The organism is Enterobacter sp. JUb54, assembly GCF_014298075.1.
In the GTDB taxonomy this organism is placed as follows: domain Bacteria; phylum Pseudomonadota; class Gammaproteobacteria; order Enterobacterales; family Enterobacteriaceae; genus Klebsiella; species Klebsiella lignicola.
Genome location: NZ_CP060418.1, coordinates 3,070,725 through 3,096,709, shown reverse-complemented (window position 1 = coordinate 3,096,709; position 25,985 = coordinate 3,070,725). Strand labels below are relative to the sequence as shown.

The 25,985-nt window shown below is 59.3% G+C and carries 28 protein-coding genes; 5 read left to right on the top strand and 23 right to left on the bottom strand.

What is annotated here, in order from left to right:
- Window positions 1-51: 51 nt before the first annotated feature.
- The gene (gene can, locus HF679_RS14270; RefSeq protein WP_123757454.1) at window positions 52-714 is read right to left on the bottom strand and encodes a carbonate dehydratase; all 663 of its coding nucleotides are present in this window, start codon (window positions 712-714) and stop codon (window positions 52-54) included.
- A 106-nt stretch (window positions 715-820) separates the two neighbouring features.
- On the opposite strand from can, the gene HF679_RS14265 reads away from it, so the two are divergent.
- From HF679_RS14265 to HF679_RS14250, 4 genes are all read left to right on the top strand, one after another.
- Complete coding sequence (locus HF679_RS14265; RefSeq protein WP_123757453.1) at window positions 821-1,747, top strand: ABC transporter ATP-binding protein; 927 nt, start codon at window positions 821-823, stop codon at window positions 1,745-1,747.
- Entirely contained in the window at window positions 1,744-2,514 is a 771-nt protein-coding gene (locus HF679_RS14260) for an ABC transporter permease (RefSeq protein ID WP_123757452.1), read from the top strand. Before HF679_RS14265 ends, HF679_RS14260 begins: the two co-directional genes overlap by 4 nt.
- A gap of 127 nt (window positions 2,515-2,641) precedes the next feature.
- On the top strand, window positions 2,642-3,082 hold the full coding sequence (locus HF679_RS14255) for a PTS sugar transporter subunit IIA (RefSeq protein WP_123757451.1): 441 nt from the start codon (window positions 2,642-2,644) through the stop codon (window positions 3,080-3,082).
- 62 nt (window positions 3,083-3,144) lie between these two features.
- On the top strand, window positions 3,145-4,392 hold the full coding sequence (locus HF679_RS14250; RefSeq protein ID WP_154145137.1) for a polysaccharide deacetylase family protein: 1,248 nt from the start codon (window positions 3,145-3,147) through the stop codon (window positions 4,390-4,392).
- Window positions 4,393-4,427: 35 nt separating this feature from the next.
- Here the strand turns inward: HF679_RS14250 and panD are convergent, their stop codons facing one another.
- From panD to thpR, 9 genes are all read right to left on the bottom strand, one after another.
- Window positions 4,428-4,808 (bottom strand): aspartate 1-decarboxylase, encoded by a 381-nt coding sequence (panD, locus tag HF679_RS14245; RefSeq protein WP_004858002.1) that lies wholly within the window; start codon window positions 4,806-4,808, stop codon window positions 4,428-4,430.
- 142 nt (window positions 4,809-4,950) lie between these two features.
- Window positions 4,951-5,805, bottom strand: a complete 855-nt coding sequence (gene panC, locus HF679_RS14240) for a pantoate--beta-alanine ligase (RefSeq protein WP_123757450.1) — start codon at window positions 5,803-5,805, stop codon at window positions 4,951-4,953.
- An 11-nt stretch (window positions 5,806-5,816) separates the two neighbouring features.
- Window positions 5,817-6,608 carry a 3-methyl-2-oxobutanoate hydroxymethyltransferase gene (gene panB, locus HF679_RS14235; protein WP_187042152.1) on the bottom strand — a complete coding sequence of 264 codons (792 nt, stop codon included), beginning with the start codon at window positions 6,606-6,608 and terminating at the stop codon, window positions 5,817-5,819.
- Window positions 6,609-6,834: 226 nt separating this feature from the next.
- A complete protein-coding gene (gene folK, locus HF679_RS14230) occupies window positions 6,835-7,335 on the bottom strand; it encodes a 2-amino-4-hydroxy-6-hydroxymethyldihydropteridine diphosphokinase (protein ID WP_123757448.1) in 501 nt (166 codons plus the stop codon).
- Window positions 7,332-8,726: a polynucleotide adenylyltransferase PcnB gene (pcnB, locus tag HF679_RS14225; protein ID WP_123757447.1), complete on the bottom strand. Its 1,395-nt coding sequence runs from the start codon at window positions 8,724-8,726 to the stop codon at window positions 7,332-7,334. Before pcnB ends, folK begins: the two co-directional genes overlap by 4 nt.
- Window positions 8,727-8,901: 175 nt before the next feature.
- Window positions 8,902-9,783 (bottom strand): tRNA glutamyl-Q(34) synthetase GluQRS, encoded by an 882-nt coding sequence (gene gluQRS / locus HF679_RS14220; protein ID WP_187042151.1) that lies wholly within the window; start codon window positions 9,781-9,783, stop codon window positions 8,902-8,904.
- A 63-nt stretch (window positions 9,784-9,846) separates the two neighbouring features.
- Window positions 9,847-10,302, bottom strand: coding sequence for an RNA polymerase-binding protein DksA (gene dksA / locus HF679_RS14215; RefSeq protein WP_004858018.1), 456 nt, complete (start codon window positions 10,300-10,302; stop codon window positions 9,847-9,849).
- Window positions 10,303-10,466: 164 nt separating this feature from the next.
- The gene (sfsA, locus tag HF679_RS14210) at window positions 10,467-11,183 is read right to left on the bottom strand and encodes a DNA/RNA nuclease SfsA (RefSeq protein ID WP_123757445.1); all 717 of its coding nucleotides are present in this window, start codon (window positions 11,181-11,183) and stop codon (window positions 10,467-10,469) included.
- Window positions 11,183-11,719 carry an RNA 2',3'-cyclic phosphodiesterase gene (gene thpR / locus HF679_RS14205; RefSeq protein WP_123757444.1) on the bottom strand — a complete coding sequence of 179 codons (537 nt, stop codon included), beginning with the start codon at window positions 11,717-11,719 and terminating at the stop codon, window positions 11,183-11,185. The genes sfsA and thpR overlap by 1 nt, the downstream gene beginning before the upstream one ends.
- A gap of 72 nt (window positions 11,720-11,791) precedes the next feature.
- On the opposite strand from thpR, the gene hrpB reads away from it, so the two are divergent.
- Entirely contained in the window at window positions 11,792-14,221 is a 2,430-nt protein-coding gene (gene hrpB / locus HF679_RS14200) for an ATP-dependent helicase HrpB (RefSeq protein WP_187042150.1), read from the top strand.
- A 61-nt stretch (window positions 14,222-14,282) separates the two neighbouring features.
- Here the strand turns inward: hrpB and HF679_RS14195 are convergent, their stop codons facing one another.
- Genes HF679_RS14195 through gspC form a run of 13 tightly spaced genes read right to left on the bottom strand, consistent with a single transcriptional unit; the run spans window position 14,283 to window position 25,956 of the window.
- Entirely contained in the window at window positions 14,283-15,080 is a 798-nt protein-coding gene (locus HF679_RS14195) for a prepilin peptidase (protein ID WP_187042149.1), read from the bottom strand.
- A gap of 15 nt (window positions 15,081-15,095) precedes the next feature.
- Window positions 15,096-15,836, bottom strand: coding sequence for a type II secretion system protein N (locus HF679_RS14190; RefSeq protein ID WP_187042148.1), 741 nt, complete (start codon window positions 15,834-15,836; stop codon window positions 15,096-15,098).
- Window positions 15,826-16,323, bottom strand: a complete 498-nt coding sequence (gene gspM / locus HF679_RS14185) for a type II secretion system protein GspM (protein ID WP_123757440.1) — start codon at window positions 16,321-16,323, stop codon at window positions 15,826-15,828. Before gspM ends, HF679_RS14190 begins: the two co-directional genes overlap by 11 nt.
- Entirely contained in the window at window positions 16,316-17,518 is a 1,203-nt protein-coding gene (gene gspL, locus HF679_RS14180; protein ID WP_123757439.1) for a type II secretion system protein GspL, read from the bottom strand. The genes gspM and gspL overlap by 8 nt, the downstream gene beginning before the upstream one ends.
- Entirely contained in the window at window positions 17,505-18,491 is a 987-nt protein-coding gene (gene gspK / locus HF679_RS14175; RefSeq protein ID WP_187042147.1) for a type II secretion system minor pseudopilin GspK, read from the bottom strand. Before gspK ends, gspL begins: the two co-directional genes overlap by 14 nt.
- Window positions 18,488-19,087, bottom strand: a complete 600-nt coding sequence (gspJ, locus tag HF679_RS14170) for a type II secretion system minor pseudopilin GspJ (protein ID WP_123757437.1) — start codon at window positions 19,085-19,087, stop codon at window positions 18,488-18,490. Before gspJ ends, gspK begins: the two co-directional genes overlap by 4 nt.
- Window positions 19,084-19,449 carry a type II secretion system minor pseudopilin GspI gene (gene gspI / locus HF679_RS14165; protein ID WP_187042146.1) on the bottom strand — a complete coding sequence of 122 codons (366 nt, stop codon included), beginning with the start codon at window positions 19,447-19,449 and terminating at the stop codon, window positions 19,084-19,086. The genes gspJ and gspI overlap by 4 nt, the downstream gene beginning before the upstream one ends.
- Window positions 19,446-19,964: a type II secretion system minor pseudopilin GspH gene (gene gspH / locus HF679_RS14160; RefSeq protein WP_187042145.1), complete on the bottom strand. Its 519-nt coding sequence runs from the start codon at window positions 19,962-19,964 to the stop codon at window positions 19,446-19,448. The genes gspI and gspH overlap by 4 nt, the downstream gene beginning before the upstream one ends.
- Window positions 19,964-20,386 carry a type II secretion system major pseudopilin GspG gene (gspG, locus tag HF679_RS14155; RefSeq protein ID WP_154145143.1) on the bottom strand — a complete coding sequence of 141 codons (423 nt, stop codon included), beginning with the start codon at window positions 20,384-20,386 and terminating at the stop codon, window positions 19,964-19,966. The genes gspH and gspG overlap by 1 nt, the downstream gene beginning before the upstream one ends.
- A gap of 20 nt (window positions 20,387-20,406) precedes the next feature.
- The gene (gspF, locus tag HF679_RS14150) at window positions 20,407-21,621 is read right to left on the bottom strand and encodes a type II secretion system inner membrane protein GspF (protein WP_187042144.1); all 1,215 of its coding nucleotides are present in this window, start codon (window positions 21,619-21,621) and stop codon (window positions 20,407-20,409) included.
- A 1-nt stretch (window position 21,622) separates the two neighbouring features.
- A complete protein-coding gene (gspE, locus tag HF679_RS14145) occupies window positions 21,623-23,116 on the bottom strand; it encodes a type II secretion system ATPase GspE (protein ID WP_154145145.1) in 1,494 nt (497 codons plus the stop codon).
- Window positions 23,113-25,068, bottom strand: a complete 1,956-nt coding sequence (gene pulD, locus HF679_RS14140; protein ID WP_187043058.1) for a GspD family T2SS secretin variant PulD — start codon at window positions 25,066-25,068, stop codon at window positions 23,113-23,115. Before pulD ends, gspE begins: the two co-directional genes overlap by 4 nt.
- Before the next feature lie 27 nt (window positions 25,069-25,095).
- Entirely contained in the window at window positions 25,096-25,956 is an 861-nt protein-coding gene (gene gspC / locus HF679_RS14135; protein WP_187042143.1) for a type II secretion system protein GspC, read from the bottom strand.
- Window positions 25,957-25,985 lie beyond the last annotated feature (29 nt).

Below are 25,985 nucleotides of genomic sequence, written 5' to 3'. Positions count from 1 at the left end.
GGTTTCCCGGCGTGACGTGACGGTCGGCGCCGGGGGCTAAAAGCGGGCAGGTTACTTGTGGTTGACGTGTTTGATTTTGAGGTTAGAAATCCCATGTCGGTAACGCTGCTCGAGGGTTTCACGGCTGACGGCGGTAACATCAAGATCGCGTAACAGCCCGTCGTGAATACCGTAAGCCCAGCCGTGGATTGTCACTTTCTGACCGCGCTTCCATGCCGACTGCATAATGGTCGAATGCCCCAGGTTATAGACCTGCTCCATCACGTTCAGCTCACATAATGTATCCAGCCGACGATCTTCCGGCATTTCACCCAGCAGCGAACTGTGCTTGAACCAGATATCGCGGATATGCAGCAGCCAGTTATCGATAAGCCCTAACTCGGTGTTATCAATCGCCGACTGTACGCCGCCGCAGCCGTAGTGGCCGCAGATAATGATATGCTCGACTTCCAGCACGTCGACGGCATACTGCACCACGGACAGACAGTTCAGGTCGGTATGAATCACCAGATTGGCGACGTTACGATGGACGAACAGTTCGCCAGGCTCGAGGCCGGTTAACCGTTCAGCGGGAACACGACTGTCAGAACATCCAATCCACAGAAAGCGTGGCTTCTGCGCTTGTGACAATTTTGCGAAAAAGCCAGGGTCTTCTTCCACCAGCATTTTTGACCATAGTGCATTATTGCTGATGAGTGTATCTATATCGTTCATGGACGTTCACGGCCTGTAACCAAGTAAGTGCGTTGGGCTAATATAGGTTAACCTTACTTTTTTTAAAACAACCCATCGCGTGTCATGACGCGAGAAGAGAAATTTAATGACCATTGCTCTTGAACTAAAACAGCTCACCAAGACCTACCCCGGCGGGGTTCAGGCGCTTCGGGGGATTGATCTGCAGGTAGAGGCGGGGGATTTTTATGCGCTGCTTGGTCCAAATGGCGCGGGGAAATCGACCACTATCGGCATCATCAGCTCGTTGGTGAATAAAACCTCCGGTCAGGTCAACGTGTTTGGCTACGACCTGCAAAAGGACGTGGTGAATGCCAAGCGCCAGCTCGGGCTGGTGCCGCAGGAGTTTAACTTCAACCCGTTTGAAACCGTCCAGCAGATCGTCGTTAACCAGGCCGGTTACTATGGCGTCGAGCGTAAAGACGCGCTGCTGAGAAGCGAAAAGTACCTTAAACAGCTCGATCTGTGGGAAAAACGCAACGAACGTGCGCGGATGTTGTCTGGCGGGATGAAGCGCCGTCTGATGATTGCCCGTGCGCTGATGCATGAACCGAAACTGTTGATTCTCGATGAACCGACCGCCGGCGTGGATATTGAACTTCGCCGCTCGATGTGGGGGTTCCTCAAGGATCTGAACGATAAAGGCACCACCATTATCCTCACCACCCACTACCTGGAAGAGGCGGAGATGCTGTGCCGCAATATCGGGATTATTCAGCGCGGTGAGCTGGTGGAAAACACCTCGATGAAGGCACTGTTGTCCAAGCTGAAATCAGAAACCTTTATCCTCGACCTGGCGCCGAAAAGCCCGCTGCCGACGCTGGAAGGCTACCAGTATCGCCTGGTGGATACCTCAACACTGGAAGTGGAAGTGCTGCGTGAGCAGGGGATCAACAGCGTCTTTGCCCAGCTGAGCGCTCAGGGCATTCAGGTATTAAGTATGCGTAACAAAGCCAACCGTCTGGAAGAGCTGTTTGTCACGCTGGTGCATGACCGGAAAGGAGAATCAGCATGATGCAGCTTTACTGGGTCGCGCTGAAAAGCATCTGGACCAAAGAAATTCACCGCTTTATGCGCATCTGGATCCAGACGCTGGTGCCGCCGGTGATCACCATGACCCTCTATTTTGTCATTTTCGGCAACCTGATTGGCTCACGGATCGGCGAAATGCATGGCTTCACCTATATGCAGTTTATCGTACCGGGTCTGATCATGATGGCGGTGATCACCAACGCCTATGCCAACGTGGCCTCCTCCTTCTTCAGCGCAAAGTTCCAGCGCAACATTGAAGAGCTGCTGGTGGCGCCGGTGCCAACACACGTGGTCATTGCCGGCTACGTGGGCGGTGGCGTTGCCCGTGGGCTGTGCGTGGGGATTCTGGTGACTGCGATATCGCTGTTCTTCGTACCGTTCCAGGTCCACTCGTGGTTGTTTGTGGGGCTGACGCTGGTGTTGACCGCGGTGCTGTTCTCGCTGGCGGGTTTGCTGAACGCCGTGTTTGCCAAGACCTTTGACGATATCAGCCTGATCCCGACCTTCGTGCTGACGCCGCTGACCTATCTTGGCGGGGTGTTCTACTCCCTGACCCTGCTGCCGCCGTTCTGGCAGGCGCTGTCGCACCTGAACCCGATTGTCTACATGATCAGCGGGTTCCGCTACGGCTTCCTGGGGATCAACGATGTGCCGCTGATCACCACCTTTGGCGTGCTGGTGGTCTTTATCATCGCGTTTTATGTGCTGTGCTGGTATCTGATCCAGCGCGGACGCGGCCTGCGTAGCTAGCCGTCTCTTCTCATTAGCGCTTCACGCTGCGATCAGGTGAAGCGCTATCCGCTAATCTTGACAGCCATCACTCATCTGCTTTATTCCGTTTGCTACAGTATTTCCCTGCTAAGTAAGGAGACTGTCGATGCTAGGTTGGGTGATTACCTGTCATGACGAGAAAGCACAGGAATGGCTGGATCGTCTGGAAAAAAAGTTTGGGCCGCTGGCGCAATGCCGGGCGGTTAATTATTGGCGTAATTTGAGCAGCAACATGCTGAGCCGGATGATGTGCGATGCATTGCACGCTACGGACAGCGGCGACGGCGTGATTTTCCTGACCGATAAAACCGGTGAAGCTCCTTATCGCATCGCCGCGCTGATGAGCCACAAACATACCCACTGCGAAGTGATCTCCGGCATCAGCTATTCATTGCTGGAGCGAATGTATCTTCTGCGTACCACCCTGAGCAGCGAAGCCTTTCGCGAGACTATCGTGAGCAGCGGAGGGCCGGTGGTCAGTAGCCTCTGGCACCAACAGCAAAAAAATCCACCTTTTCGTCTGCTGCATGACGCCTTCGGGAATTAAGCGTTGGTATTGATGCCGCTTTTGTTACAATGGCGGCTGATTTCTTCACCGGCCCGCCATGCATGTTTGCCCGCATTTTTGCTCTGTTCTTGTTGCTGACGTCGGTCAGCGCCTCCGCCAGCCTGTTAAGCCAGCAGGGTTCTCCTGCACATTATATGCAAACCACCGAAGATGCGATTATCTGGGCGCAGGTCGGCAATGATGTGGTGAGCGTCGGCAATATTCGCGGCGGGCAAATTATCGCGGTGGTGCCGACGGCGGCCGATTATTATGAATTTAACTTCGGCTTCGGCACCGGCTTTATTGATAAAGGCCATCTCGAGCCTGTGCAGGGTAAGCAGCGGGTGGAGGATAACCTCGGCGATCTACATAAACCGCTGAGTAACCAGAATCTGCTGACCTGGAAAGATACCCCGGTCTACGATGCGCCGTCCGCCGGTAGCGCGCCGTTCGGCACGCTGGCAAATAATATCCGTTACCCGGTGATCGGCAAGCTGAAAGACCGTCTGAATCAGACCTGGTTTCAGATCCGCATCGGCAACCGCCTGGCGTGGATCAGCAGCCTGGATGCCCAGGAAGATCGCGGTATTCCGGTACTGACCTATCACCATATTCTGCGCGACGAAGAGAACAGCCGTTTTCGCCATACCTCCACTACGACCTCGGTCCGGGCCTTTAGCAACCAGATGACCTGGCTGCGCGATCGGGGCTACACCACGTTAAATATGTATCAGCTGGAAGGCTACCTGCGGAACAAAATCAATCTGCCGGCCCGCGCGGTGGTGATTACCTTTGATGATGGTCTGAAGTCGGTGAACCGCTACGCCTACCCGATTCTGAAGCAATACGGCTTCCACGCGACGGCATTTATTATCTCGTCACGCATCAAGCGCCATCCGCAAAAATGGGACCCGAAATCACTGCAGTTTATGAGCATTTCCGAACTGCGCCAGATTCAGGACGTCTTTGATATTCAGTCGCACACCCATTTCCTGCACCGGGTTGATGCCCAGCGTCATCCCATTTTGCTGAGCCGCAGCTATCACAATATCCTGTTCGATTTTGAACATTCCCGGCGCGCGCTGTCGCAATTTAATCCGCACGTGCTTTATCTCTCTTATCCTTTCGGTGGCTACAACGCGACGGCGATCCAGGCGGCAAACGACGCTGGTTTTCATATGGCGGTCACCACGGTGAGAGGGAAAATTAAGCCGGGGGATAATCCGTTCTTACTGAAAAGGCTCTATATCTTGCGTACGGATTCGCTGGAGACGATGTCGCGGCTGATCAGCAACCAGCCGCAGGGATAACCCGAAGCCCCGTTGAACCGGGGCCTGGAGAGGGTTCAGGCAACCTGAACCGGAATAGCTTTGGCCTGGCGCTTCATTTCGTTGTCGCCTTCGAAATAGGCGACTTTCGGCTGCCAGCGGCGAGCTTCTTCATCAGGCATGGTGACGAAGCTGGCGATGATCAGAATATCTCCAACGCTTGCGCAGTGCGCGGCGGCGCCGTTCACCGAGATGATTCTGGAGCCACGTTCTGCCGCAATGGCGTAGGTGGAGAAACGGTTGCCATTGGTCACGTTCCAGATGTGGATCGCTTCGTTCTCAAGAATGCCGGAAGCATCGAGAAAATCCTGGTCAATGGCGCAAGAACCTTCATAGTGCAGGTCTGCCTGCGTGACTTTAACGCGGTGGAGTTTACCCTGCAGCATATTACGAATCATGATATCTACCTTTATTCCCGTGGTGCATCAACGTGCGCTGGTCGTCTGGATGCGTCAGGGGTTATACCTTAACGATACGAAGCGGATTTAACACCCGCCTGGCGTAAATGCCCGGCAATATTGCCAGATTTTTAACCCTTGTCTACTGGCTCAGCGCCACGATGTGGTTATCGATCAACCGCGCCTGGCCCAGCCACGCCGCCATCAGGATCACCGCGTTTTTGCTGGTCTCCGTCAGCTCCAGTAGCGTATCCGCATCGCGGATCTGGATATCGTCAGCGCGGAAGCCTTTCTCGTTCAGCTCCTGCCCGGCAAGGGTGATGATTTCATCGAGGTTACGGTCGCCGGCGGCAAGTTTGTCGGCCACGGTGCTCAGCACCTTGTACAGACCCGGCGCAATCTTACGCTGTTCCGCGGTGAGGTAGCCGTTGCGTGAGCTCAGCGCTAAACCATCTTTGGCGCGAATAATCGGTACACCGATGATGTCGATGTCGTAGCCCATATCGGCCACCATTTTACGGATCAGCGCCAGCTGCTGGAAATCCTTCTCGCCGAAGCAGGCGATGTCCGGCTGAATCAGGTTAAACAGTTTGCTGACGATGGTCGATACACCACGGAAGTGGCCCGGACGGCTGGCGCCTTCCAGCATGGTCGACAGGCCGGGAACATCGACATAGGTCTGGCTTTCGGTGCCGTTGGGATAGATCTCTGCGACTGCCGGGGCGAAAACGAAATCCACCTTACGCTTGTTCAGCTTTTCGCAATCATCCTGCAGCGTACGCGGGTAGCGCTGCAGATCCTCGGGGCGGTCAAACTGCATCGGGTTGACGAAAATACTGACCACCACGACATCCGCGCTGGCTTTCGCTTTATCCACCAGCTGCATATGGCCGTCATGGAGATTGCCCATGGTAGGCACCAGCGCGATACGCTTGCCTTCCTGACGTAAGCGGCGGATATGCTGGCGCAGCAGCGGCAGAGATTCAATAATCAACACAACAAGACTCCTTAATGGAAACCGTGTTCTTCGCCCGGATAGACGCCGGACTCCACTTCGGCAATATACTGCCGCACGGCGGCGCGCATGTCGCCCGCTTCAGCGAGGAAATTTTTCGCAAATTTCGGGATATGGCCGCCGGTAATGCCGAAGGCGTCATGCATGACGAGGATCTGCCCGTCGGTCACGTTGCCTGCGCCAATACCGATGACCGGAATGGTTAAGGCTTCGGTGATCCGCTGCGCCAGCGCCACCGGGACGCACTCAAGAACCAGCAGCTGCGCACCGGCCGCTTCTAAGGCCAGTGCGTCTTCAAACAGCGACTGAGCCGCATCGCCGCGACCCTGCACCTTATAGCCGCCAAAGATGTTGACCGACTGCGGCGTCAGGCCCAGATGACCACAGACCGGGACCGCACGTTGCGCCAGCATTTTCACGGTATCCGCCAGCCATGCGCCGCCTTCCAGTTTGACCATGTTGGCCCCGGCACGCATCACCAGAGCGGCGTTGGCAAAGGTCTGTTCCGGCGTGGCATAGGCCATAAACGGCAGGTCAGCGAGCAGCAGACAGTGCGGCGCGCCACGACGGACAGCCTGAGTGTGATAGGCAATGTCTTCCACGGTCACCGGTAAAGTCGAGTCGTGCCCTTGTACCGTCATACCCAGCGAGTCGCCTACCAGCATCACGTTGATCCCTTCATCGGCAAACAGCTTCGCAAAACTGTAGTCATAGGCGGTGATGGTGGCGAAGCGCTGCTTCTCCTGTTTGCATTTCTGCAGCAGGGCGATAGTGGTCGGTTTCATAACGTTTCCTGATGATGAAAGTCATTTTAACCGGCATTCTAACAGTCGCATTGAAGGGGGCAATGGTTTTATACCCGTCATACTTCGGGTTGCATGAGCGTTGGCTTTCCTCACTCACCCCAGTCACTTACTGATGTAAGCTCCTGGGGATTCCCTGCGTCGCCGCCTGCCTGCAACTCGAATTATTTAGGGTATAGGCAACCGATTACCCCGATAGCCAGAATGGTTAAGCCTGGGAAGAGGGGAGTGACCAGATAGCCGGCTTGTCGGCGGCGAGATTTTCCAGCACCTGACGCAGGGCGGTGCCGTCCGGGAAACGGAGCGTCGGGGCAATTTCGAACAGCGGCCACAGCATAAAACCACGGTTTTTCATGTCGTAATGCGGCACCGTCAGGCGTTCGGTGTTGATGACCGCATCGCCGAACAGCATGATATCGAGGTCCAGCGTGCGCGGCCCCCAGCGTTCGGCTTTGCGCTCGCGACCCTGCTGCAGCTCAATGCGCTGAGTATGATCCAGCAAGGCTTCCGCCTGGAGTTCTGTCTCCAGCGCGACGGCGGCATTGAGGTAATCAGGCTGATCCTGCGGTCCCAGCGGCGGGGTGCGGTAAAAAGAAGAGGTGGCAATCACCCGGCTGTCGGGAATCGCCGCAAGGGCCGCAACGGCAGCATTTACCTGCTCCAGAGGAGAGGCCAGATTGCTGCCGATGGCGATGTAGACGCGGGTCACGCGTTGCCCTGGCGCGGTGCGCGCTTGCGTGGACGACGATGACGACGGCGCGGTGCCGGCTCGTCATCAAGATCGTTCAGCATATCTTTTTGATCTGGTGGCGCAGCCACCTGGAACTCGCCCCACCATTTGGTCAGACGCTGAAGTTCGTTATTCTTTTCGGCACCGGCACGCAGCTCAAGCAGATCGTAGGCCGCGCGGAATTTCGGATGCTCCATCAGCTTCCAGGCGCGTTTGCCCTGGCGACGGGACATGCGCAGCTGCAGCTGCCAGATATCGCGCACCAGCGTGGTGATCCGCTTCGGAATCGCCAGCGTACGGCAGGCTTCATCCAGCACATCGTTCATTGCCAGCGCGAAGGCGTCGTTGTAAGCCAGACCGCTTTCCTGGGTAATTTTCTGCGCCATTTCCAGCAGCGGATACCAGAACATCACGGCGAACAGGAATGCCGGGTTAACGCGCATGTCGTTATGGATGCGGTTATCGGTATTCTTCAGCACCTGGGAAATGATGTGTTCCATCGGGCTATCGCCGCGCTCGGTGAAGTAGCGGGTGATGGTCGGGAACAGCGGCTGGAACAGGTTATATTCACGCAACAGCATGTAGGTGTCATAACCGTAACCGGCCTGCAGCAGCTTCAGCACTTCTTCGAACAGACGCGCCGGAGGCACATCGTGAAGCAGCGCGGCAAGGCGCGGTATCGGCTCTGCGGTATCGGCGCTAATGCTCATGTTGAGCTTGGCGGCAAAGCGCACCGCGCGCAGCATGCGGACCGGGTCTTCGCGATAGCGGGTTTCCGGATCGCCAATCAGGCGAATCACGCCGTCTTGCAGATCTTTCATGCCGCCGACGTAGTCGCGCACGGTAAAATCGGCCACGCTGTAATACAGGCTGTTGATGGTGAAGTCGCGACGCTGGGCATCTTCCTCAATGGAGCCGAAGATGTTGTCACGCAGCAGCATGCCGTTCTGGCCGCGCTGGGAGGTCACACGATCGGTAGTGTGGCCTTCATGGTGGCCGCGGAAGGTGGCGACTTCAATGATTTCCGGCCCGAACATCACGTGCGCCAGGCGGAAGCGACGGCCGACCAGGCGGCAGTTGCGGAACAGTTTACGAACCTGATCCGGCGTTGCGCTGGTGGTGACGTCAAAATCTTTTGGTTTTTTGCCTAACAGAAGGTCACGTACGCCACCGCCGACGAGATAGGCTTCGTAGCCCGCCTTGTTCAGTCGATAGAGCACCTTGAGGGCATTATCACTGATATCTTTGCGGGAAATTGCATGCTGTTCACGCGGGATAACCGTCATATGCGTTTGTTCAACGGCGGCTTCTGCCTCGCGCTCCTCACGGCTTAGCACCTTGCGGCAAAAATTAGCGACTCGGGTAAAAATGTTGCACCTCGTAGTGTCAGACGGACTTCAGATCAAAATATTACTCTAGGCATTTCGGGTTGCAGGAAGGTGGCAAACTTGTGAGTCCCAGCAGCATAGATAACTATGTGATTGGGTGAACAAGTGCAGCCAACGCAGGAGCAACTTGAAAGGCGACGAGAAAAATAGCGGCTAATCATAGCTCAGCAAGAGGCATTTGAGAATGCTGGATTTTTTTCGGGTTCCAGTTCGCCACCGAAAGCTTGAGTAAATCCTCAATACTTAGCGCTCGCCATTCCTGCTCAATATCCTGATTCAGAAACATTAACGCCCGCATTATTTCCGGGCGCGGATCGCCTGCCGGCAGCGCCGGGGCGTGATTTTGTTTGGAGAGTTTACTCCCCTCGGCATTCAGGGCCAGCGGCAGATGCACGTAGTCCGGGGCCTGCCAGCCGAAATGGTGATACAGGGAAATCTGCCGTACCGTCGGTTCGATAAGATCGGCCCCGCGCACGATTTCGCTGACCCCCTGGAAATGATCGTCCACCACCACCGCAAGATTATAGGCGAACAGGCCATCGCGGCGATGGATAATAAAATCTTCGCGCGCCAGCGCTTCATCGGCGACGAGGGTGCCGCGCAGCTGGTCGTAAAAGTCGAGGACCGGTCGCGTCTGGCGTAAACGCAGGGCGGCATTTTGCGGCCCGAGCTGTAAATCCCGGCAGTGGCCATCATAAACGCCGCCAACCTCGTGGATGCGCGCTCGCGTGCAGGTGCAGTAATAGCACAGTCCCTGCTCGTGCAGCCAGGCAAGACGTTCGCGGTAGGCTTCATGACGCTGCGACTGCCACAGCACCTCGCCGTCCCAGTGCAGACCGTAGTGTTCTAACTGATGCAGGATGGTACTGGCGGCGCCGGGGACCTCACGTGGCGGATCGATATCTTCAATACGCACGCGCCAGATTCCGCGTTGAGCACGGGCCTGGAGATAGCTGCCGAGGGCGGCAATCAAAGAGCCGAAGTGAAGTTCGCCGGACGGTGAGGGGGCAAAGCGGCCAATATAGTGTGAGTCATTCATGGGGTGACTATTAAAGCATGTAGGCGGGAGAGACTCCCGCCGGAGATACGATAGCGAAGCGGATTAGCCAGCCATCTGTTTTTCGCGAATTTCCGCCAGCGTTTTGCAGTCGATGCACAAGTCAGCGGTCGGGCGCGCTTCCAGACGGCGAATACCAATCTCAACGCCACAGGATTCGCAGAAGCCAAAATCTTCGTCTTCGACTTTCTTCAGCGTTTTTTCGATCTTTTTGATCAGTTTACGTTCGCGGTCGCGGTTACGCAGTTCCAGGCTGAACTCTTCTTCCTGTGCGGCACGGTCTACCGGGTCCGGGAAGTTTGCAGCTTCATCCTGCATGTGCGATACGGTGCGATCCACTTCATCCCTGAGTTGATTACGCCATGCTTCAAGAATACGCTTGAAGTGCGCCAGCTGGGCTTCGTTCATATACTCTTCGCCTGGCTTCTCTTGATACGGCTCCACCCCAGCGATGGCGAGAATACTCAGGGACGATGTTTTACGGTTTTGCCCTTCTTGCATGTTGCTTCTCCTTAACACGCACTATCGATCCCCATGTTGGGGGAAAAATCAGGCCGCTATAAATAGCAGATGCTTTTCCGGATAGCAATTATGTAAACGTTACACTTGACAACCCTGTGAAGAAAAGCGTATTTGCGCTCGCGACCCGGACATTATTTAGCCGTTTATTTACCGGGGGTTAACACCACGGTAATCGGCTTATTCAGAGTCATCATCTCGGTAGAAAGTTCCGCCTTATAAACGAGAATTTCCACCCCCTTTGTTTGCGCTTCAATCAACAGCTGTGCGTATCTGGCATCAATGTGATGCGCGGGTGAGAAACGGTCAATCGCCGAATGGAGTACGGCGAACAAAATGACTGCCCGGTCGCCTGCCGCCGCCACGCTCATGAGCTCCCGCAGGTGCTTTTGACCGCGTTCGGTGACCGCGTCGGGGAAATAACCGCTTTCTTTATCCGCCAACGTAACCGATTTCACTTCAATATAGCAGTTTTGTCGCGCTTCTGCCTGTAACATAATATCAATACGGCTGTTCTCTTCTCCGTATTTAACTTCACTTTTCAATATGTTATAGCAAGAAAGCTCCGGAATATCCCCGGCCAGGATGGCCTCTTTCGCCAGTATATTCGCGCGTAGTGTATTAACACAAATTATTGCCCCCTGCTGGGTTTGCGTTAATTCCCAGGTATGGGCGTATTTGCGTTTGGGATTATCTGACGTCGAATACCAGACGGTATCGCCGGGGGCCGCGCAGCCGGTCATGGCGCCGGTGTTCGGACAGTGGAGGGTGAGCTCCTGACCCTCGGGGGTCACCACATCCGCCAGAAATCGTTTGTAACGTTTAATCAGGGTGGCGGACTGTAACGGAGGAGTGAACTGCATCAGCTTTCCTTGTTGAAGGGATAACGTTCCAGGGCGGTATAGCGGGTACGTCCGCGCGCAAAACTGGACTCATAGAGAACGAACTCACTGGCGGCAAAGGTCCACGCAAAACCCGGCGGCGGGATCGCTACCGCATGGCGGGCGTCGCGCAGCAGGGTGATATGCGGGTGGAACGGCTGCGGGCTTTGGTAGCAGCCGCTGCGGGCCGCCTGGGCGCGCAGCATGTCCGCCAGCTGCAGCAGACCGCGGGCTGGCCGACGAGGGCCAAGCCAGACGACCCGGGAGCGCAGCCATTGCCCGGCATCGTCGAGGGTGAGTGAAAAGCCCGGCTGCTGGATCCGTCCGGCCATCGCCGCCAGCGCGCGCTGTTTCTCCGCGCTGACCTCTCCCAGAAACGCCAGCGTCAGATGCAGATTGCTGGCCGCGACCGGCCGTCCGGCATCTTCCGCAAAGTGCGCGGCGCGCCACTGCACGATGTGCCGCTGGACCTCTTCGGGCAGTTCAAGGGCGAAAAACAGCCTTTTCGGCTCGGACATGATAGAGACTCGGTTATGAATTATCAGGATGCTACAATGCTTGCCCTCAAATGTTAACCTCCGGAGCCTTTCGTGTCCCCATTGCCGGTCGCCGCCGTCCTTCCTGAACTTCTTATTGCACTGCAGCAGGCGCCGCAGGTGCTGCTTAATGCGCCAACCGGTGCCGGTAAATCAACATGGCTGCCGCTGCAAATTCTTGCCTCGGGCCAGATTGAGGGGCGCATTATCCTGCTGGAGCCCCGGCGCTTAGCCGCTCGCAACGTCGCCCAACGTCTGGCGGAGCTGCTGGATGAGAAGCCCGGCGCGACCGTCGGCTACCGGATGCGAGCGGAAACCTGCGTCGGGCCGGATACGCGTCTGGAGGTGGTCACCGAAGGGATCCTGACGCGGATGATCCAGCACGATCCCGAACTGAGCGGCGTCGGGTTGGTGATCCTCGATGAATTTCACGAACGTAGTCTGCAGGCGGACCTGGCGCTGGCCCTGCTGCTGGATGTTCAGCAGGGGCTGCGCGACGATCTGAAACTGCTGATTATGTCCGCGACGCTGGATAACGATCGCCTGCAGCAGCTGTTACCCCAGGCGCCGACCATCAGCTCTGAAGGGCGGGCGTTCCCGGTGGAAAAACGTTTTCAGGCCCTTGCGGCGCATCAGCGTTTTGATGAGGCGGTGGCGAGCGCGGCCGCCGAATTACTGCGCCAGGAACAGGGTTCGATGCTGCTGTTTCTCCCGGGAGTGGGGGAAATCCAGCGGGTGCAGACGCAGCTGGCCGAGCGGGTGGCCGACGACGTGGTTCTCTGCCCGCTGTACGGCGCGCTGCCGCTGAGTGAACAGCGCAAAGCGATTCTTCCTGCGGCACCAGGCCAGCGCAAGGTGGTGCTGGCGACCAATATCGCTGAAACCAGTTTAACCATCGAGGGGATTCGCCTGGTGGTGGACTGCGCTCAGGAGCGGGTCGCCCGCTTTGACGCCCGAACCGGGTTAACCCGGCTGGTGACCCAGCGTATTAGTCAGGCATCGATGACCCAGCGCGCCGGTCGCGCCGGGCGTCTGGCGCCGGGGATTTGCCTGCATTTAATCGGCAAAGAGCAGGCGGAGCGGGCCGCGGCACAGAGCGAGGCGGAAATCCTGCACAGCGATCTGTCGTCACTGCTGATGGAGCTTCTGCAGTGGGGATGTCGCGATCCCGCCCAGCTCAGCTGGCTCGATCTGCCTCCGGCGGCCAACCTGGCGGCGGCCCGGCGTCTGCTGACGGCGCTGTCGGCGCTGGAGGGGGAAGGGTTATCGGCGCTCGGTCGTAAAATGGCGCGCATAGGCAACGATCCGCGGCTGGCGGCGATCCTCACGGCGGCGAACGATCCTGACGATGCGGCAACCGCGGCGAAGCTGGTGGCGATCCTTGAGGAACCACCGCGCGGCGCAAGCAGCGATCTCGGGGCGGCGTTTGCCTGCCAGCAGCCAAACTGGCAGCAGCGCGCGCAACAATTACTAAAACGGCTCGCCAGCCGCGGCGGGCATCCTGATGCTCAGCGCCTGGCGGCGCTGCTGGCCCCGGCGTTTGCCGACCGTATCGCCCGTCGTCGCGGTCAGGAAGGCCGTTATCAGCTCGCCAATGGTATGGGGGCGATGCTGGACGCCGACGACGCACTGGGACGCCACGAGTGGCTGATTGCCCCGCTGCTGTTGCAGGGCAGCAGCGCGCCGGATGCGCGTATTCTGCTGGCGTTGCCGCTGGATATTAACGTGCTGATGACGCAATGCCCTGGGCTGGCGCAGCAGTCTGATACCGTCGAATGGGACGAGGCGCAAGGCACTCTGAAGGCCTGGCGGCGCACCTGCATTGGACAGCTGGTGATGAAAACGCAGCCGCTGGCGAAACCCTCGGAAGAGGAGCTGCATCAGGCGATGCTCAACGGCATCCGGGATAAAGGCCTGAGCGTACTGCACTGGACCCCGGAAGCGGAGCAATTGCGCCTGCGCCTGCACTGCGCGGCGCAATGGTTGCCTGAGGAGGCATGGCCCGCGGTGGACGATGCATCGCTGCTGGCGTCGCTTGAAGCGTGGTTGCTGCCCCAGATGAGCGGGGTTCATTCACTGCGGGCGCTGAAGGCGCTGGATGTGCGGCAGGCGCTGCAAAACTGGCTACCCTGGTCGCTGCGTCAGAAGCTGGAGAGCGAACTGCCAACGCATTACACCGTGCCCACCGGCAGCCGGATCGCCATTCGTTATCATGAGGAAAACCCGCCGGCGCTGGCGGTGCGCATGCAGGAGATGTTTGGCGAGGCCACGACCCCGACCATCGCCCAGGGCCGGGTGGCGCTGGTGCTGGAGCTGCTGTCCCCCGCCCAGCGGCCGCTGCAAATCACCCGCGACCTCGGCGCCTTCTGGCAGGGAACCTACCGTGAGGTGCAAAAAGAGATGAAAGGGCGTTACCCCAAACACGTCTGGCCGGACGATCCGGCCAATACGGCACCGACCCGGCGCACCAAAAAATATTCGTAGCCCGGTGTAGCCGGCTAAGCATCGCGCCGGCCGGGAGCATGGCCAATTATTGCCGTAGCGGTTACAGCGTCTGGTTCCACAGGAACAACCCGCTACCGGCCAGCGCCAGCCAGGGGCCGAAGGCCAGCGGCTGATCCAGCGACTGAAGCGTGATTCGGCGTTGCAGTAAGGTCCAGATCAGACCGCTGGCTGATGCGCACAGCAGCGTCTGCGGCAGAAGCTCCCAGCCAGACCACGCGCCGAGTGCGGCCAGCAGCTTAAAATCCCCGTACCCCAGCGCCTCCTTGCCGGTCAGCAGGCGAAACAGCCAGTACACCGCCCACAGCGATAAATAGCCCGCCATGGCGCCGATCACCGCATCGGCAAGCGGAACAAAAGTCCCGTGAAGATTGAAGAGCAGGCCGGCCCACAGCAGCGGCAGCGTCAGGCGATCCGGCAGAAGCTGCGTCTTCCCGTCAATAATCGCCAGCACCAGCAACGTGGAGAGCAGGATCAGCCCCCCCAGTAGCGGCAATCCCGGCGTCAGCAGACCGCCCGCCAGCACAAAGATCAGCCCGCTGGCCAGCTCCGTCAGCGGATAACGGCGAGAAATCGGCTGCTGGCAGCAGCGCGAATGCCCCTTCAGCGAGAGATAGCTCAGCAGGGGAATGTTATCCCGCCAGAGAAGGGGACGCCGGCACTGCGGGCAGAACGAGGCGGGCACGCAGAGGTTGAATCGCGGGTTGTCTTCTTGCTGCATCATCAGCGGTAAACGGTGAATCACCACGTTAAAAAAGCTGCCAAACGTCAGGCCGAAAATAAACAAAAATACGCCCCATACCAGGGGAAACTGCAGCGAAAATGCACTCAATAGCGTCATGATGTCTCCTGGGGGTTACCATTTTCCCTGCAGCTGCCAGGGAATGCGTCCCTGCTCATCCTTGCGCTGATTTTGGCTCATCAGCAGGGCGAGCAGTGCTGGGGTTGACTGGCGTGTCTGAAGCTGGCCGTGAAAGGCGTAGCGTCCGTCAGGACTCAGGGTGCCTTGCCCGCTGAGGCTGAGCTGATGCGAGTCCTGGCTGAGGGTCAGCGCCAGCGCGCCGGCGGGCGTGCAGCGAAATGTACCGCTTACCTTGACCAGCTCCAGTGAACCCGCCGGGGAGCGTAATTGCGCCTGCTGCCACTGCGCGCGGCCTCCGAAGACCTGCTGGCAGCCGGTGTGGTTAAAGCGGCCTTCCGGCAGGTGCAGGGTAATCAGCCCGCTGGCCTCCACCGGCAGCGTCGGCGTCAGCCAGCGTCTGGCGAGGCTGGCCGGCATCGTGAGATGCGCGTTTTGCACTCTCAGCGCCGACAGAGGGGACAGCGAGACCTGGCCGCGTAATCCATCGGGATCGTGAAAGGTGACCCGCCAGCCCGGCAGGCCGGAAGAGAAGGTCAGCGCCCAACTGAGATGATTGAGGCGCACGCCGCGCCAGCTCAACTGCCGGGCTTCACCTTGCCACAAGGTGCCGGAAAGCCCGCGGCTGTTGACCTCCTCTGGTAGTACGAGGGTCATAAGCCAGGCCGGTGCGCTCACCAGCATCCACGCCAGATAGAGCGCCGAAAACAGCAGGCCGAACATGATTTTATTGCTCATGCTGACGCTCCAGGATCAGGGTATTGACCGTCACCCTGCCGGGGCGGGCGGGATCGGCGCTGACCGCCAGGGTCGGGGCGAGGATCCCCTGGCGGGCGAGGAGATCCAGCCAGGCGATCAGCGCCTGAAAGGTGCAGGGCTGGAGCGTCACGTTGACCCGTGCGCCCTGCGGCTGTAGCCGGACGATCGTCAGCGCCTGACTGGTGGCCTCCCGCATGACGACAGCAGATAGCTCTTCGCTGGTCGCCGTGGCCGGAGCAGCTGGTTGTTGGCGGGCGAGCTGCTGGAGTCGCGGTGTTTGCTGCTGCATCCAGCGCAGGCTGGCCTGCTCTTTGGCGAGCGTTTGTTGCCACTGCGCTTCCCGGTTGAGCCAGGGCTGCCAGATAGCAGACCAGATCGTTCCCGCAAGTAACAGCACCCCCATGCCGATCAACAACCCCTGTTCCCGGCGGGTACGTTGCTGCCATAATGCTCGAACATCAGCCATCGTGGCCCTCCAGCGTCAGGCGCCCGTCAATGCCATCGGGGCGGGGCTTCATCTCCCCCGTGCGCACGCGAAATCCCGTCTGCGCGCGGGCGGTGAACTGCTCCAGTGCCCGCGCAGAAACGGCGGAAACATCGAGCTGTAGCATGTTGCGGGTGGCGTCCCAGCTCAGCGTCCGCAGTTGGATCCCCGGGGTGTCAGAGACAACATTCTGCAGGGTGCGGATATGGTCAATCAGCGGGGATGCCGTGGTGGTGGTTTCCAGCTGGCGCAGATGCTGCTGCATCTGCAACCGTGGGTTGATGACGTTTTTATCGTGGCTGAACCAGTGGCGATAGAACGCCAGGCTGGCCTCCCGGGCGGCATCCGCCTGGCGGCTAAGGGACAGGTGATCGAGCACCGCGTTGGTGCTCCACAGCAGCGCCAGCGCCACGGTGGCGAACAGGGCCGGGCGCCAGCGTTGAGCGGCAGGCTGCCAGCGACGCTGTGGGGCAAAACGGCCCTGACGCAGGCAGATGCTGCGGGCCGCCGGGTTCGCCGCCGCCAGCGCGAGTAGATCCTGCGGCGCGAGCGGGTGCCACGGGGCGCAGGCCGCGGGGGGCGGAGAGTAGCAGTCGATTGGCGGCAGGGTTTCCCAGCAGGCAAGCAGTTCCGCAAGCCAGCTATCTTCCGCTGCCATTGCGCACCAGGCATCCTGGCGAATCAGCCATTGGCCATCGCTGCGGACCGCGCTCCAGCGATCGGGGTGGTAAGGCAGGGTCAATACATCCGGCGTCAGCGCCAGCAGCGTCAACCCCAGATTGTCGCAGCGGGCCAGCCAGTCAGCCATTTTCTGCCGCGCAATCGCCACCACCGAACAGCGCTCGCGCTGGCGATGGAGCAGGGCGAAGTGGGTCTCTTCGACGTCGGTGGCCAGCTGCTCTTCCAGCAAAAACGGCAATACCTGCAGCGGTGGTTTGCGCAGCCCCGGCGGAAGCGTGAGGTCATGAAAGGCGCAGTCGCTGGCCGGTATCAGTACCCAGGCGGGAACGCGTTCCGCAAGCCTGGGGAGCGTGGCGTCATCGCCGGTGGCGGACCATTCGCCAGCGGCCTCCTGCTGCGGGTCGTCCGGGCAGACCAGCCGCCAGGCGACGGGCGCGTCGGGCGCGGCAAGACGTACAATGAGCATCGCGCGGTGCGCTGTTTTATCGTGATTCATCGGCCATCCTATAGCGTCCATATTGCCGCTGGATAATGCGGAACGTGCGGCCTTCTTTTTGCAGGACGCTACGTTGTTGATACTGGGTGCTGCCCATCGCCACGGTAAAGGCGGCGACAAAGCGCTCGCTGCGAACCGCCAGCCAGGGGCGGGCGGCGGCGGTATCGCTCTGCTGTAAGGCTGGCAGAGCCAGGAAGGCCGCGACGCTGTTCCAGCCGCTCTGCGGACGATCCTGCAACAGCTGCTGCGCCTGCTGAAGATTCACGCCGCTGGGAAACAGCGCCATCAGCAGCCGCGCCTGACCGGGCCTGAGGGTATTGATGTTGATCTGCAGCGCGTCGTCCGGCAGGGCGCACACGTAGGGAAGCAGGCGTTGATATAGCGCGGCGTCCATCCCGTTAAGCAGGCGCAGTTCGCTGACGTCCTGCATCTTCTGGTTAGCGGCAAGGTATCCCGGTGTCCCCGCCATATACACCTCGTCTTCGCCGCCGTTAAGCCGTGGTTCGCGATCGCTGTCGACCCAGTCACCAAGCGCGGCGGTGAGCTGGCGTGCGCGCAGCGGCTCTTCGCCGAGATTCTCCAGCAGGCGGATAAAGGTCGCTGCCGGCCAGGGCGTCTCTTCGCTCTCCTCAGCGTTGTGCTGGTTGATCGCGTTCAGGTTGAAGCAGGCCTGACCGTCGCGGATCGTGGCGCCGATCTCGCCGCCATCGACCGTGAAACGCCGCCCTTCCTGGGCCCAGTTTTGCCCGAGGTTCGTTTGATTGGGAGAGTCCAGCGCGTCACGTTGTAGCAGGGCGGCCGCCATGGTTTCAGCGCCAAGCGCGTACCATTTCGCCTGCAGGTTATCGAGGGTGGTGGCGGTCTGCTGATAGAGTTGCGCCGTTCGCTCGGTGATGGCGCTCGCCAGCACCATCATCAGGGCCAGAATCAGCAGTACCATCAGAAGTGCGACCCCGCGCTGACGGTGATTCATTGGCTGGAACCCTGGGTTATCAGGAACAGACGGGTGATGTCGCCATAGCCGTCCAGCGTCAGGGTCACTTCGAGCCCCTGGGGCAGGCTTTGGGTGTTGTCCCAGCGTTCTTGCCAGCGGCCGCTGGCGTAAAAGCGCAGGCGGAATGCCCGGACGCCCTCCTGCACAACCTCCACCGTCGGTTGCGCGCCGGTCAGCGGATCCTGCTGGTCATAGCTCAGACGCTCAAGGCGCTGCTGACGCAGACGATAGCTGACGTTCTGGATCTCTGAGCGCGCCAGCATTCCCAGCGGGTTCGGCCAGCCGTTGCGGCTGAAGCTTATCGCCCAGTCATCACTGCTGAGCTGGTAACGTCCGGCAAAAAAGAGGCTGCTGCTCTCGCGGCTTCGACGCGCAATGATTTGGTTGATGTCGGAGGACATCTGGCCGAAGGTGTGCTGCAGCGCCTGCATCTGCTGTGTCTTGTCGCGAGTCAGGGTATCCGCGCGGATAACGTTTTGCAGCACCGCCATTGCCGCCACGCTCAGGGCTGCCAGTATCGCCAGCGCCAGCAGCATTTCCACGAGGGTGAAGCCGTGCATCTTGCGTTCGATCATGGCTGAGTCACGTAGGTGCGCAGGGAGGCGATCGGCGTTTTATCACGCTTATCGTGACGGACTTCCACCTCCAGCGCCCGCAGCTGCGGAAGCTCCGTTTCCACCCCTTTCCAGCGGATATGCCAGTTGCTGCCCGCCGCCTGTACCGTGGTTTCTGCGTCACGCAGCGCCGGCCAGTGGTTTTCCAGTTTCAGCTGTACCAGCTGGTTATCCGCAAGCCAGCTGGCGAGGGTTTTCTCTTCCATTCGTCCCAGGTGGCGGGTCTGCTGGAGCGTGGCCTGCATCACGGACAGTCCGGCGAGGGCGAAGACCACCAGCGCCACCATAACTTCGAGGAGCGTCATCCCGGTTTGTGATTTCATGGGGTGTCGTCCTGTTGTGCCGGTTGGACGGCGCCGCGGGCATCGACGGCAATTCCCGCCGTGCCGTCGAGCAGGAGCTGGAACGGCGTCACTTCGCCGCCGGGAAACAGCAGCACATCGGGCTGCTCCCCCGGGGTCCATTGGGCATCATGTGGGAAGACCAGGGTGAGTTTCCCCGCAGCGACCTGACCGGCGGTCGCGACGCGGTCGGCTGGCAGCGGCTGCCAGTGATAACCGGACCAGCGGTTGTCCGAGGTGTTCTCCGGCTCACGTTCATCCTGCGGTTGCAGCAGCATAAACTGCCAGCGGTCAGGGTGAACCGAGATGCCAAAGAACTGCCCGGTCTGCAGCCCGCGCTCGCGGATAACGCGCAACTGAGTCTGAAAGCGCTCAAGGGTCTGCGTCGCGTCATCGTCGCGCGCCGTCGGAAAGGCCAGCAGCACTATGCTTGCGCTGACGCCCATCAATAGCAAAATGAGCATCATTTCCAGTAACGTGAAGCCGCGCTGTCGCACTATTTTTTCCCGATAGTCCAGTTGCCGATATCGTCATTGGTATCCGGCACGCCGTCAGGGCCGACGCTAAAGACATCGAGCTGACCGTGCTGGCCCGGGCTGAGCAACTGATAGTCGTTGCCCCATGGATCCTGAGGCAGACGGCGGATGTATCCCCCTTCCGGATAGTTGCGCGCCTGCGGCTCGGCGGTGGGGCGGCTGACCAGCGCCTGCAGCCCCTGTTCGCTGTTGGGGTAGCGGCTGTTATCCAGCTTGTACATATCCAGCGCCCCCTCCAGCGCCACCAGGTCGCTGACCACCTTCTGGCGGTCCGCTTTTTCTTTGTTGCCCATTAAGTTGGGCACCACCAGGCTGGCAAGAATGCCGAGGATGACAATCACCACCATAATTTCGAGTAACGTGAAGCCGCGCTGCCGTTGCATATTTTTCTCCATTAAGACAATTACATACTCATAAGGGTGTTGAGCTGCAGGATCGGTTGCAGGATCGCCAGAACGATGAACAACACCATTCCGGCCATCACCACCACCAGCAAAGGTTCAAACAGGCTGAGCGCCATCTGTATCTGCGCGCTCAGCTCACGGTCCTGGTTGTCGGCGGCACGTGCCAGCATGCCGTCGAGTTCTCCGCTCTGCTCGCCGCTGGCGACCATGTACCGCATCATGGGCGGGAAGAGGGCGGTCATTTCGAGGGCGCGATGCAGGCTGATACCTTCGCGGACCGCTTCGGTAGCCGCCTCCAGCTGGCGGCGCGCCCAGGCGTTGTTCAGCACTTCCGCGCTGATGCGCATTGCCAGCAGCAGCGGAACGGCGCTGGCATTCAGAATGCTTAAGGTTCGGGCGTAGCGGGCGCTGTTGATGCTGCGTGCCACCCGGCCAATCAGCGGCAGGCGCAGCAACTGTTTGTGCCACAGCAGGCGACGCGCGGGCTGGCGTAGGAGGTAGTGCAACAGCAGGCCGCCGGCGAGCAGGGCCAGCAGCAGCCAAGGGCCGGCGGTACGGACGATATCGCTGAGCGCCATGAGCAATCGGGTGGAGAACGGCAGCGCCTGCTTCAGATGGATGAACTGGTCGACGACTTTGGGCACCACCGTGGAGAGTAAAATAGCGATGACGCTGACGGCGACCAGCGTCAGGACGATGGGGTAGATCATCGCCTGCAGCAGGCGGGCGCGCAGCTGCTGGCGCTGTTCGGTATAGTCCGCCAGACGGTTGAGGACGCCGTCGAGGTGGCCGGAGGTTTCGCCTGCGGCCACCATGGCGCAGTACAGCCGATCAAAACACCCCGGATAGTCGCGCATGGCTTCGGCCAGCGAATGGCCTTCCAGGACCTTGCTGCGTACGCCTGCCATCAGGGTTTTGAGGTGCGCTTTTTCACACTGCTGGGCCACGGCATCCAGCGCTTTCTCTAACGGAATGGCCGCCGCCACCAGGGTGGCCAGTTGACGGGTCAGCAAAGCCAGATCGCTGGCGCTGGTGCGCCTGGTTAACAGCGAGCGGGCAGCGCCTGGCGAGGCGCGTTCAACGGCGTCGATCTCCAGAGGCAACCAGCCTTTATCGCGCAGCAACTGACGCGCATGACGGGCGGAATCGGCCTGCTGTACCCCGCGCTGGGTTTTGCCACGCGCATCGAGGGCCTGATAGCGGAAAATAGCCATCTTAGTCTGCTTCCGTTGTTCGCTGTTCGGTCACCCTGAGCACCTCTTCCCAACTGGTGATACCGGCCAGCGCCTTCGCGCGCCCGGCATCCCGCAGCGTGGTGTAGTCTTCGCCCAGCTGCTGGATCAGCGTGACTTCGTTTTCTCCCCGGTGGATCGCCCTGCGTACGCGGTCGTCAACCCGCAGCAGTTCGTGGATCCCTGTACGGCCGCGATAGCCGGTGAAACTGCATTCCGCGCAGCCCACCGCCCGCCACAGCGGGGTTCCCGGAGGGATCGCCATCTGGCCGGCGGTCTGAGTATCGGCCGGTTGCGGCTGGCGGCAGTGCGGGCAGAGCTGGCGCACCAGCCGTTGCGACATTACCGCCAGCAGCGAGGTCGAGAGTAAAAACGGCTCCACCCCCATATCCTGCAGGCGCGAAATGGCCCCCAGCGCGCTGTTGGTATGGAGGGTGGAAAGCACCAGGTGCCCGGTCAGCGAGGCCTGGACGGCAATTTGTGCCGTCTCGCCATCGCGGATTTCACCGACCAGCACTACGTCTGGGTCCTGACGTAAGATCGCCCGCAGGCCGCGGGCAAAGGTCATCTCCACTTTGGCATTCACCTGAGTCTGGCCAATGCCTTCCAGTTCATATTCGACCGGGTCTTCAATGGTCATGATATTGCGCTCGCGGGCGTCAAGCCGGCTGAGGGCAGCGTACAGAGTGGTGCTCTTGCCTGAGCCGGTCGGGCCGGTGACCAGAATGATGCCGTGCGGACGGGCCATCAGATCGTCGACCTGCTGTAGCAGCGCCGGCGGCATCCCGAGGGTGAGCAGGTCGAGGTTGACGCTGTTTTTATCCAGCAGACGCAATACCACGCGTTCGCCATAGCTGGAGGGCAGCGTTGAGACGCGAACATCGATCGCCCGCCCGCCGATGCGTAGCGCCATTCGTCCATCCTGAGGAATGCGTTTTTCCGCGATATCGAGGCTGGCCATGACTTTTATGCGTGAGATCAGCAGCGCGGCGAGGCGCCGCTGCGGGCGCAGGATCTCACGCAGCACGCCATCCACGCGAAAGCGAATTTGCAGGTGGCGTTCGTAGGTTTCGATATGAATATCTGAGGCTTTCTCTTTGATGGCCTCGGTCAGCATGGCGTTAATCAGGCGGATGATTGGCGCGTCGTCGTCGCTGTCCAGCAGGTCATCGGTATCCGGCAGCTCTTCTGCCAGGGTGTAGAGATCCAGCTCATTGCCGATGTCGGCCATCATGCGCCGGGCTTCCGCTGAGTCACGCTGGTAGCTGAGCACCAGCAGCTTTTCAAACGCTTCGCTGGTGAGGCGCTCGACGGTAATCGGGCCGTCGGCCACCCGCCGGGCCTCCAGCAATGCCTGCGCGGAGGTGCCGCTCAGACAGCGGGCCAGGCACGAGACGCCATCGTTTAGCAGCACGATATTGTGGGTGCGGGCATAGGCGAATGGCAGCAGCGGACGAGGTTCGGTTACCGGCATCATGGGGTGCCTCCAAGGTTGAAGGCATCGATGGCGGCGCTGATCTGGCGGAACACCACGGTATCCTGGCGGGGGTAAATCTGCAGTCGCTCTTCGTTCAGCAGGGCCTCGTTGTTCTCTTTGCCGCGTTGTTTGGTCTGGGCTTCGTTAAAGGCCTCGTACTGGCCGGACGAGGCCCGACGGTAGCTATCCCGATCGCGAATGATCGTCGGGCGGATAAACAGCATCAGGTTACGCTTGGAGACTTTCTTGTTGCTGGAGCGGAACAGGGCGCCAATGACCGGAATATCGCCGAGCAGAGGCACCTTATCGGCGGTGTCGGTGACGCTTTTATCCAGCAGCCCACCGACGACCACGGTTTCGCCGCTGCCCACCAGCACCGCATTGTTAACCGTACGGGTGTTGAAGGTGGCGCCCAAATCCGAGCTGGTGCTGGAGGCGGAGTCGGCGACGCTGGACACTTCTTGTTCGATCTCCAGCAGCACCGAGTCGCCTTCGTTGATCTGCGGTTTGACCTTCAGCTTGATGCCGACGGTTTTACGTTCCACGGTGTTGAAGATGTTATCCCCGGAGGTGGTTTGCGAACCACTGAGCACCGGCACTTCCTGGCCGACGTTAAAGGTTGCTTCCATGTTGTCGAGGGTGACGATGCTGGGGGTGGCGAGAATATCGTTTTTGGTGCTGCTGGAGAGTGCGGTCAGCAGCATGGCCCAGTTCCCCTGATAGAACCCGGCGGCGATGCCGTTAAACGAGCTTAAGGCGCTGGACAGCGAACTGGTGAGAGTGCCGTCCTGGTTGTATTGATTGGCCCCGGCGACCACCGTCGAAATGGGCAGACCGCTGTTGGTGAACTGGGTCATGCCGGCATTTTTGTTGCCCCACTGGACTCCCAGATTGAGGCCGTCGGCGTCCTGAACTTCGGCAATGATCGCCTCAACCAGCACCTGCGGGCGGCGAATATCCAGCTGGGTGATAACCCGCTCAAGGTCGTTCATGACGTCCGGTGCGGCGGTGACAATCAGGGCGTTGGTCTGGCTGTGGGCTTTGATAATGATATTTTTATCGAGCGCGGCCACTGGTTTGGCACTCTGCTTTTCGCTTTGTATCGTGCTGCTGATCCCGGTTAATACCTCCACCAGATCGGCTGCTTTGGCGTACTTCAGATAGATAACTTTGGTATTTCCCTGCACCGCCTGCTGGCGGTCGAGTTGCTTAATCATGGCGATGATGCGTTGACGGGAGTTCGGCTCGCCGCTGACCAGCACGGCGTTGGTGCGTTCGTCGGCGACCACGTTTGCCACCATCGAGCCGGGAAGGGCGGATTTGCTGGTGTCTTTGTTCAGCTCGTTGACCAGTTTGACGACGTCGGCCGCCGAGGCCCACGACAGCGGGACCGTCACCACGCTGCGATCGCCGGCATTATCAACGCGCTCTACGATGGTTAACAGGCGCTTGATCACCGCGGCCCGTCCGGTCATCAGCAGGACGTTAGACGGTTCGTAGTGGACCACGCTACCGGCACCGGCGTTATCGTTGAGCTGGCGCAGCAGCGGCGCCAGATCGCGGGCGGCGACGTTGGTCAACGGCACAACCCGGGTCACGACTTCATCCCCTTCACCCGGGGCGGCATCGCTGGCTACCGGTACTGCTGCGGTTTTGGCATCTTTTGAGCGGACCACTTTCAGCACGCCGTTATTCATATTGATAACGGCGAAACCATAGACATCCAGTACGCTAAGGAAAAACTGATAATATTGTTCTTCATTGAGCATATCGTAGCTGCGGACGGTAATTGTCCCGCGTACGTTGGGGTCAATGATCACCGTTTTATTCATGTTTTTGCTCACCGTATTAATAAATTCCTGAATATCCGTTCCTTTAAAACTGGCGGAAAATTCTTCAGCGCCGGCCGGTCTGAATAACAGCGAGCTGAATATCATCAGGGTGATGAACATCAGGCGGAAAATCGTTGCGTTTGCCAATTATTCATCCCTCAAAGCTAAATAGATATCGTGTCGCTGGCCTTCACGTTCGACGGTAAGTGTTAATTCGTTGAGCTCCGGAAGCTGTTTTAATGCCTGCTGAGCCTGTTGTTTGTCGCGGAGATCAAGACCGTTTAAAGCCACCGCCAGATCGTTTTCATGTAAACCTGATTCACGGAAAAGCGTGGGGTCTTTACCCGGGTTGAGCCGATATCCGCTGAGTTGTTCATTGACCATGACCGCAGAAATATTAAGGTAATTAAGAATACTCTGCGGCTGCTGGCGAATCTGGCTGAGACGTGATGTCTGCGGAGTAGCGGAGGGTGTCGCCGCTTTTTCCGTGGCGTCGTCATTCAATAAAATCGCTTCATTCCGCCCACGGTAATTCACGATAATGCGGTCGGCCAGAATCGCGATAATCCGGGCTTCATTGCCCGGCGTACTGTCGCCAGTCATCAGGCTAACCTGTTGATTCCCTTTAGCCATGATCGCGATCGAGCGCGACGCATCGCTGCTGGTGAGCAGGCCGGTGATCCGCAGCTTAAGCGCGGAGAGCGGGGCCTGTTCGAGGCTGCCGCCAGCGGAAGAGGACGGCGATGTTTGCTCCGCGCGGCCAAACAGCGTGAAGCGCGGTAATTCCGTTTTGGCTGCCGGGAGAATGGTCGTAGGTTCGGCGGTGTCGTTAATCTCAATATCGGGAACGGTGGCCGGGACGATCGCCCGCCAGCTTAATTTAGCCAGCTGTTGGGCGGTCAGTAATAAAATGATGAGCATGACGATTGATGAGGCGTGAGGAATATTTTTTTTATTTATTTTTGTTAACCGCATCACAGAAATATATCTTTTTATTTTGTCGCTCATTTAATTTCCCTCGAGGCAGTACGGTCTCC

What these genes read in the sequence shown, in the direction of transcription:
- panD (WP_004858002.1), bottom strand. Translation starts at nt 4,808, where the DNA reads ATGATTCGTAATATGCTGCAGGGTAAACTCCACCGCGTTAAAGTCACG.
- gspF (WP_187042144.1), bottom strand. Translation starts at nt 21,621, where the DNA reads ATGGCTATTTTCCGCTATCAGGCCCTCGATGCGCGTGGCAAAACCCAG.
- pulD (WP_187043058.1), bottom strand. Translation starts at nt 25,068, where the DNA reads ATGTTCATCACCCTGATGATATTCAGCTCGCTGTTATTCAGACCGGCC.
- HF679_RS14255 (WP_123757451.1), top strand. Translation starts at nt 2,642, where the DNA reads ATGCTAGGTTGGGTGATTACCTGTCATGACGAGAAAGCACAGGAATGG.
- HF679_RS14195 (WP_187042149.1), bottom strand. Translation starts at nt 15,080, where the DNA reads ATGACGCTATTGAGTGCATTTTCGCTGCAGTTTCCCCTGGTATGGGGC.
- gspM (WP_123757440.1), bottom strand. Translation starts at nt 16,323, where the DNA reads ATGGCTGATGTTCGAGCATTATGGCAGCAACGTACCCGCCGGGAACAG.
- gluQRS (WP_187042151.1), bottom strand. Translation starts at nt 9,783, where the DNA reads ATGAATGACTCACACTATATTGGCCGCTTTGCCCCCTCACCGTCCGGC.
- thpR (WP_123757444.1), bottom strand. Translation starts at nt 11,719, where the DNA reads ATGTCCGAGCCGAAAAGGCTGTTTTTCGCCCTTGAACTGCCCGAAGAG.
- panB (WP_187042152.1), bottom strand. Translation starts at nt 6,608, where the DNA reads ATGAAACCGACCACTATCGCCCTGCTGCAGAAATGCAAACAGGAGAAG.
- gspG (WP_154145143.1), bottom strand. Translation starts at nt 20,386, where the DNA reads ATGCAACGGCAGCGCGGCTTCACGTTACTCGAAATTATGGTGGTGATT.
- gspK (WP_187042147.1), bottom strand. Translation starts at nt 18,491, where the DNA reads ATGAATCACCGTCAGCGCGGGGTCGCACTTCTGATGGTACTGCTGATT.
- gspJ (WP_123757437.1), bottom strand. Translation starts at nt 19,087, where the DNA reads ATGATCGAACGCAAGATGCACGGCTTCACCCTCGTGGAAATGCTGCTG.
- HF679_RS14250 (WP_154145137.1), top strand. Translation starts at nt 3,145, where the DNA reads ATGTTTGCCCGCATTTTTGCTCTGTTCTTGTTGCTGACGTCGGTCAGC.
- gspE (WP_154145145.1), bottom strand. Translation starts at nt 23,116, where the DNA reads ATGATGCCGGTAACCGAACCTCGTCCGCTGCTGCCATTCGCCTATGCC.
- gspL (WP_123757439.1), bottom strand. Translation starts at nt 17,518, where the DNA reads ATGAATCACGATAAAACAGCGCACCGCGCGATGCTCATTGTACGTCTT.
- can (WP_123757454.1), bottom strand. Translation starts at nt 714, where the DNA reads ATGAACGATATAGATACACTCATCAGCAATAATGCACTATGGTCAAAA.
- HF679_RS14190 (WP_187042148.1), bottom strand. Translation starts at nt 15,836, where the DNA reads ATGAGCAATAAAATCATGTTCGGCCTGCTGTTTTCGGCGCTCTATCTG.
- sfsA (WP_123757445.1), bottom strand. Translation starts at nt 11,183, where the DNA reads ATGCAGTTCACTCCTCCGTTACAGTCCGCCACCCTGATTAAACGTTAC.
- dksA (WP_004858018.1), bottom strand. Translation starts at nt 10,302, where the DNA reads ATGCAAGAAGGGCAAAACCGTAAAACATCGTCCCTGAGTATTCTCGCC.
- gspC (WP_187042143.1), bottom strand. Translation starts at nt 25,956, where the DNA reads ATGAGCGACAAAATAAAAAGATATATTTCTGTGATGCGGTTAACAAAA.
- HF679_RS14265 (WP_123757453.1), top strand. Translation starts at nt 821, where the DNA reads ATGACCATTGCTCTTGAACTAAAACAGCTCACCAAGACCTACCCCGGC.
- gspI (WP_187042146.1), bottom strand. Translation starts at nt 19,449, where the DNA reads ATGAAATCACAAACCGGGATGACGCTCCTCGAAGTTATGGTGGCGCTG.
- HF679_RS14260 (WP_123757452.1), top strand. Translation starts at nt 1,744, where the DNA reads ATGATGCAGCTTTACTGGGTCGCGCTGAAAAGCATCTGGACCAAAGAA.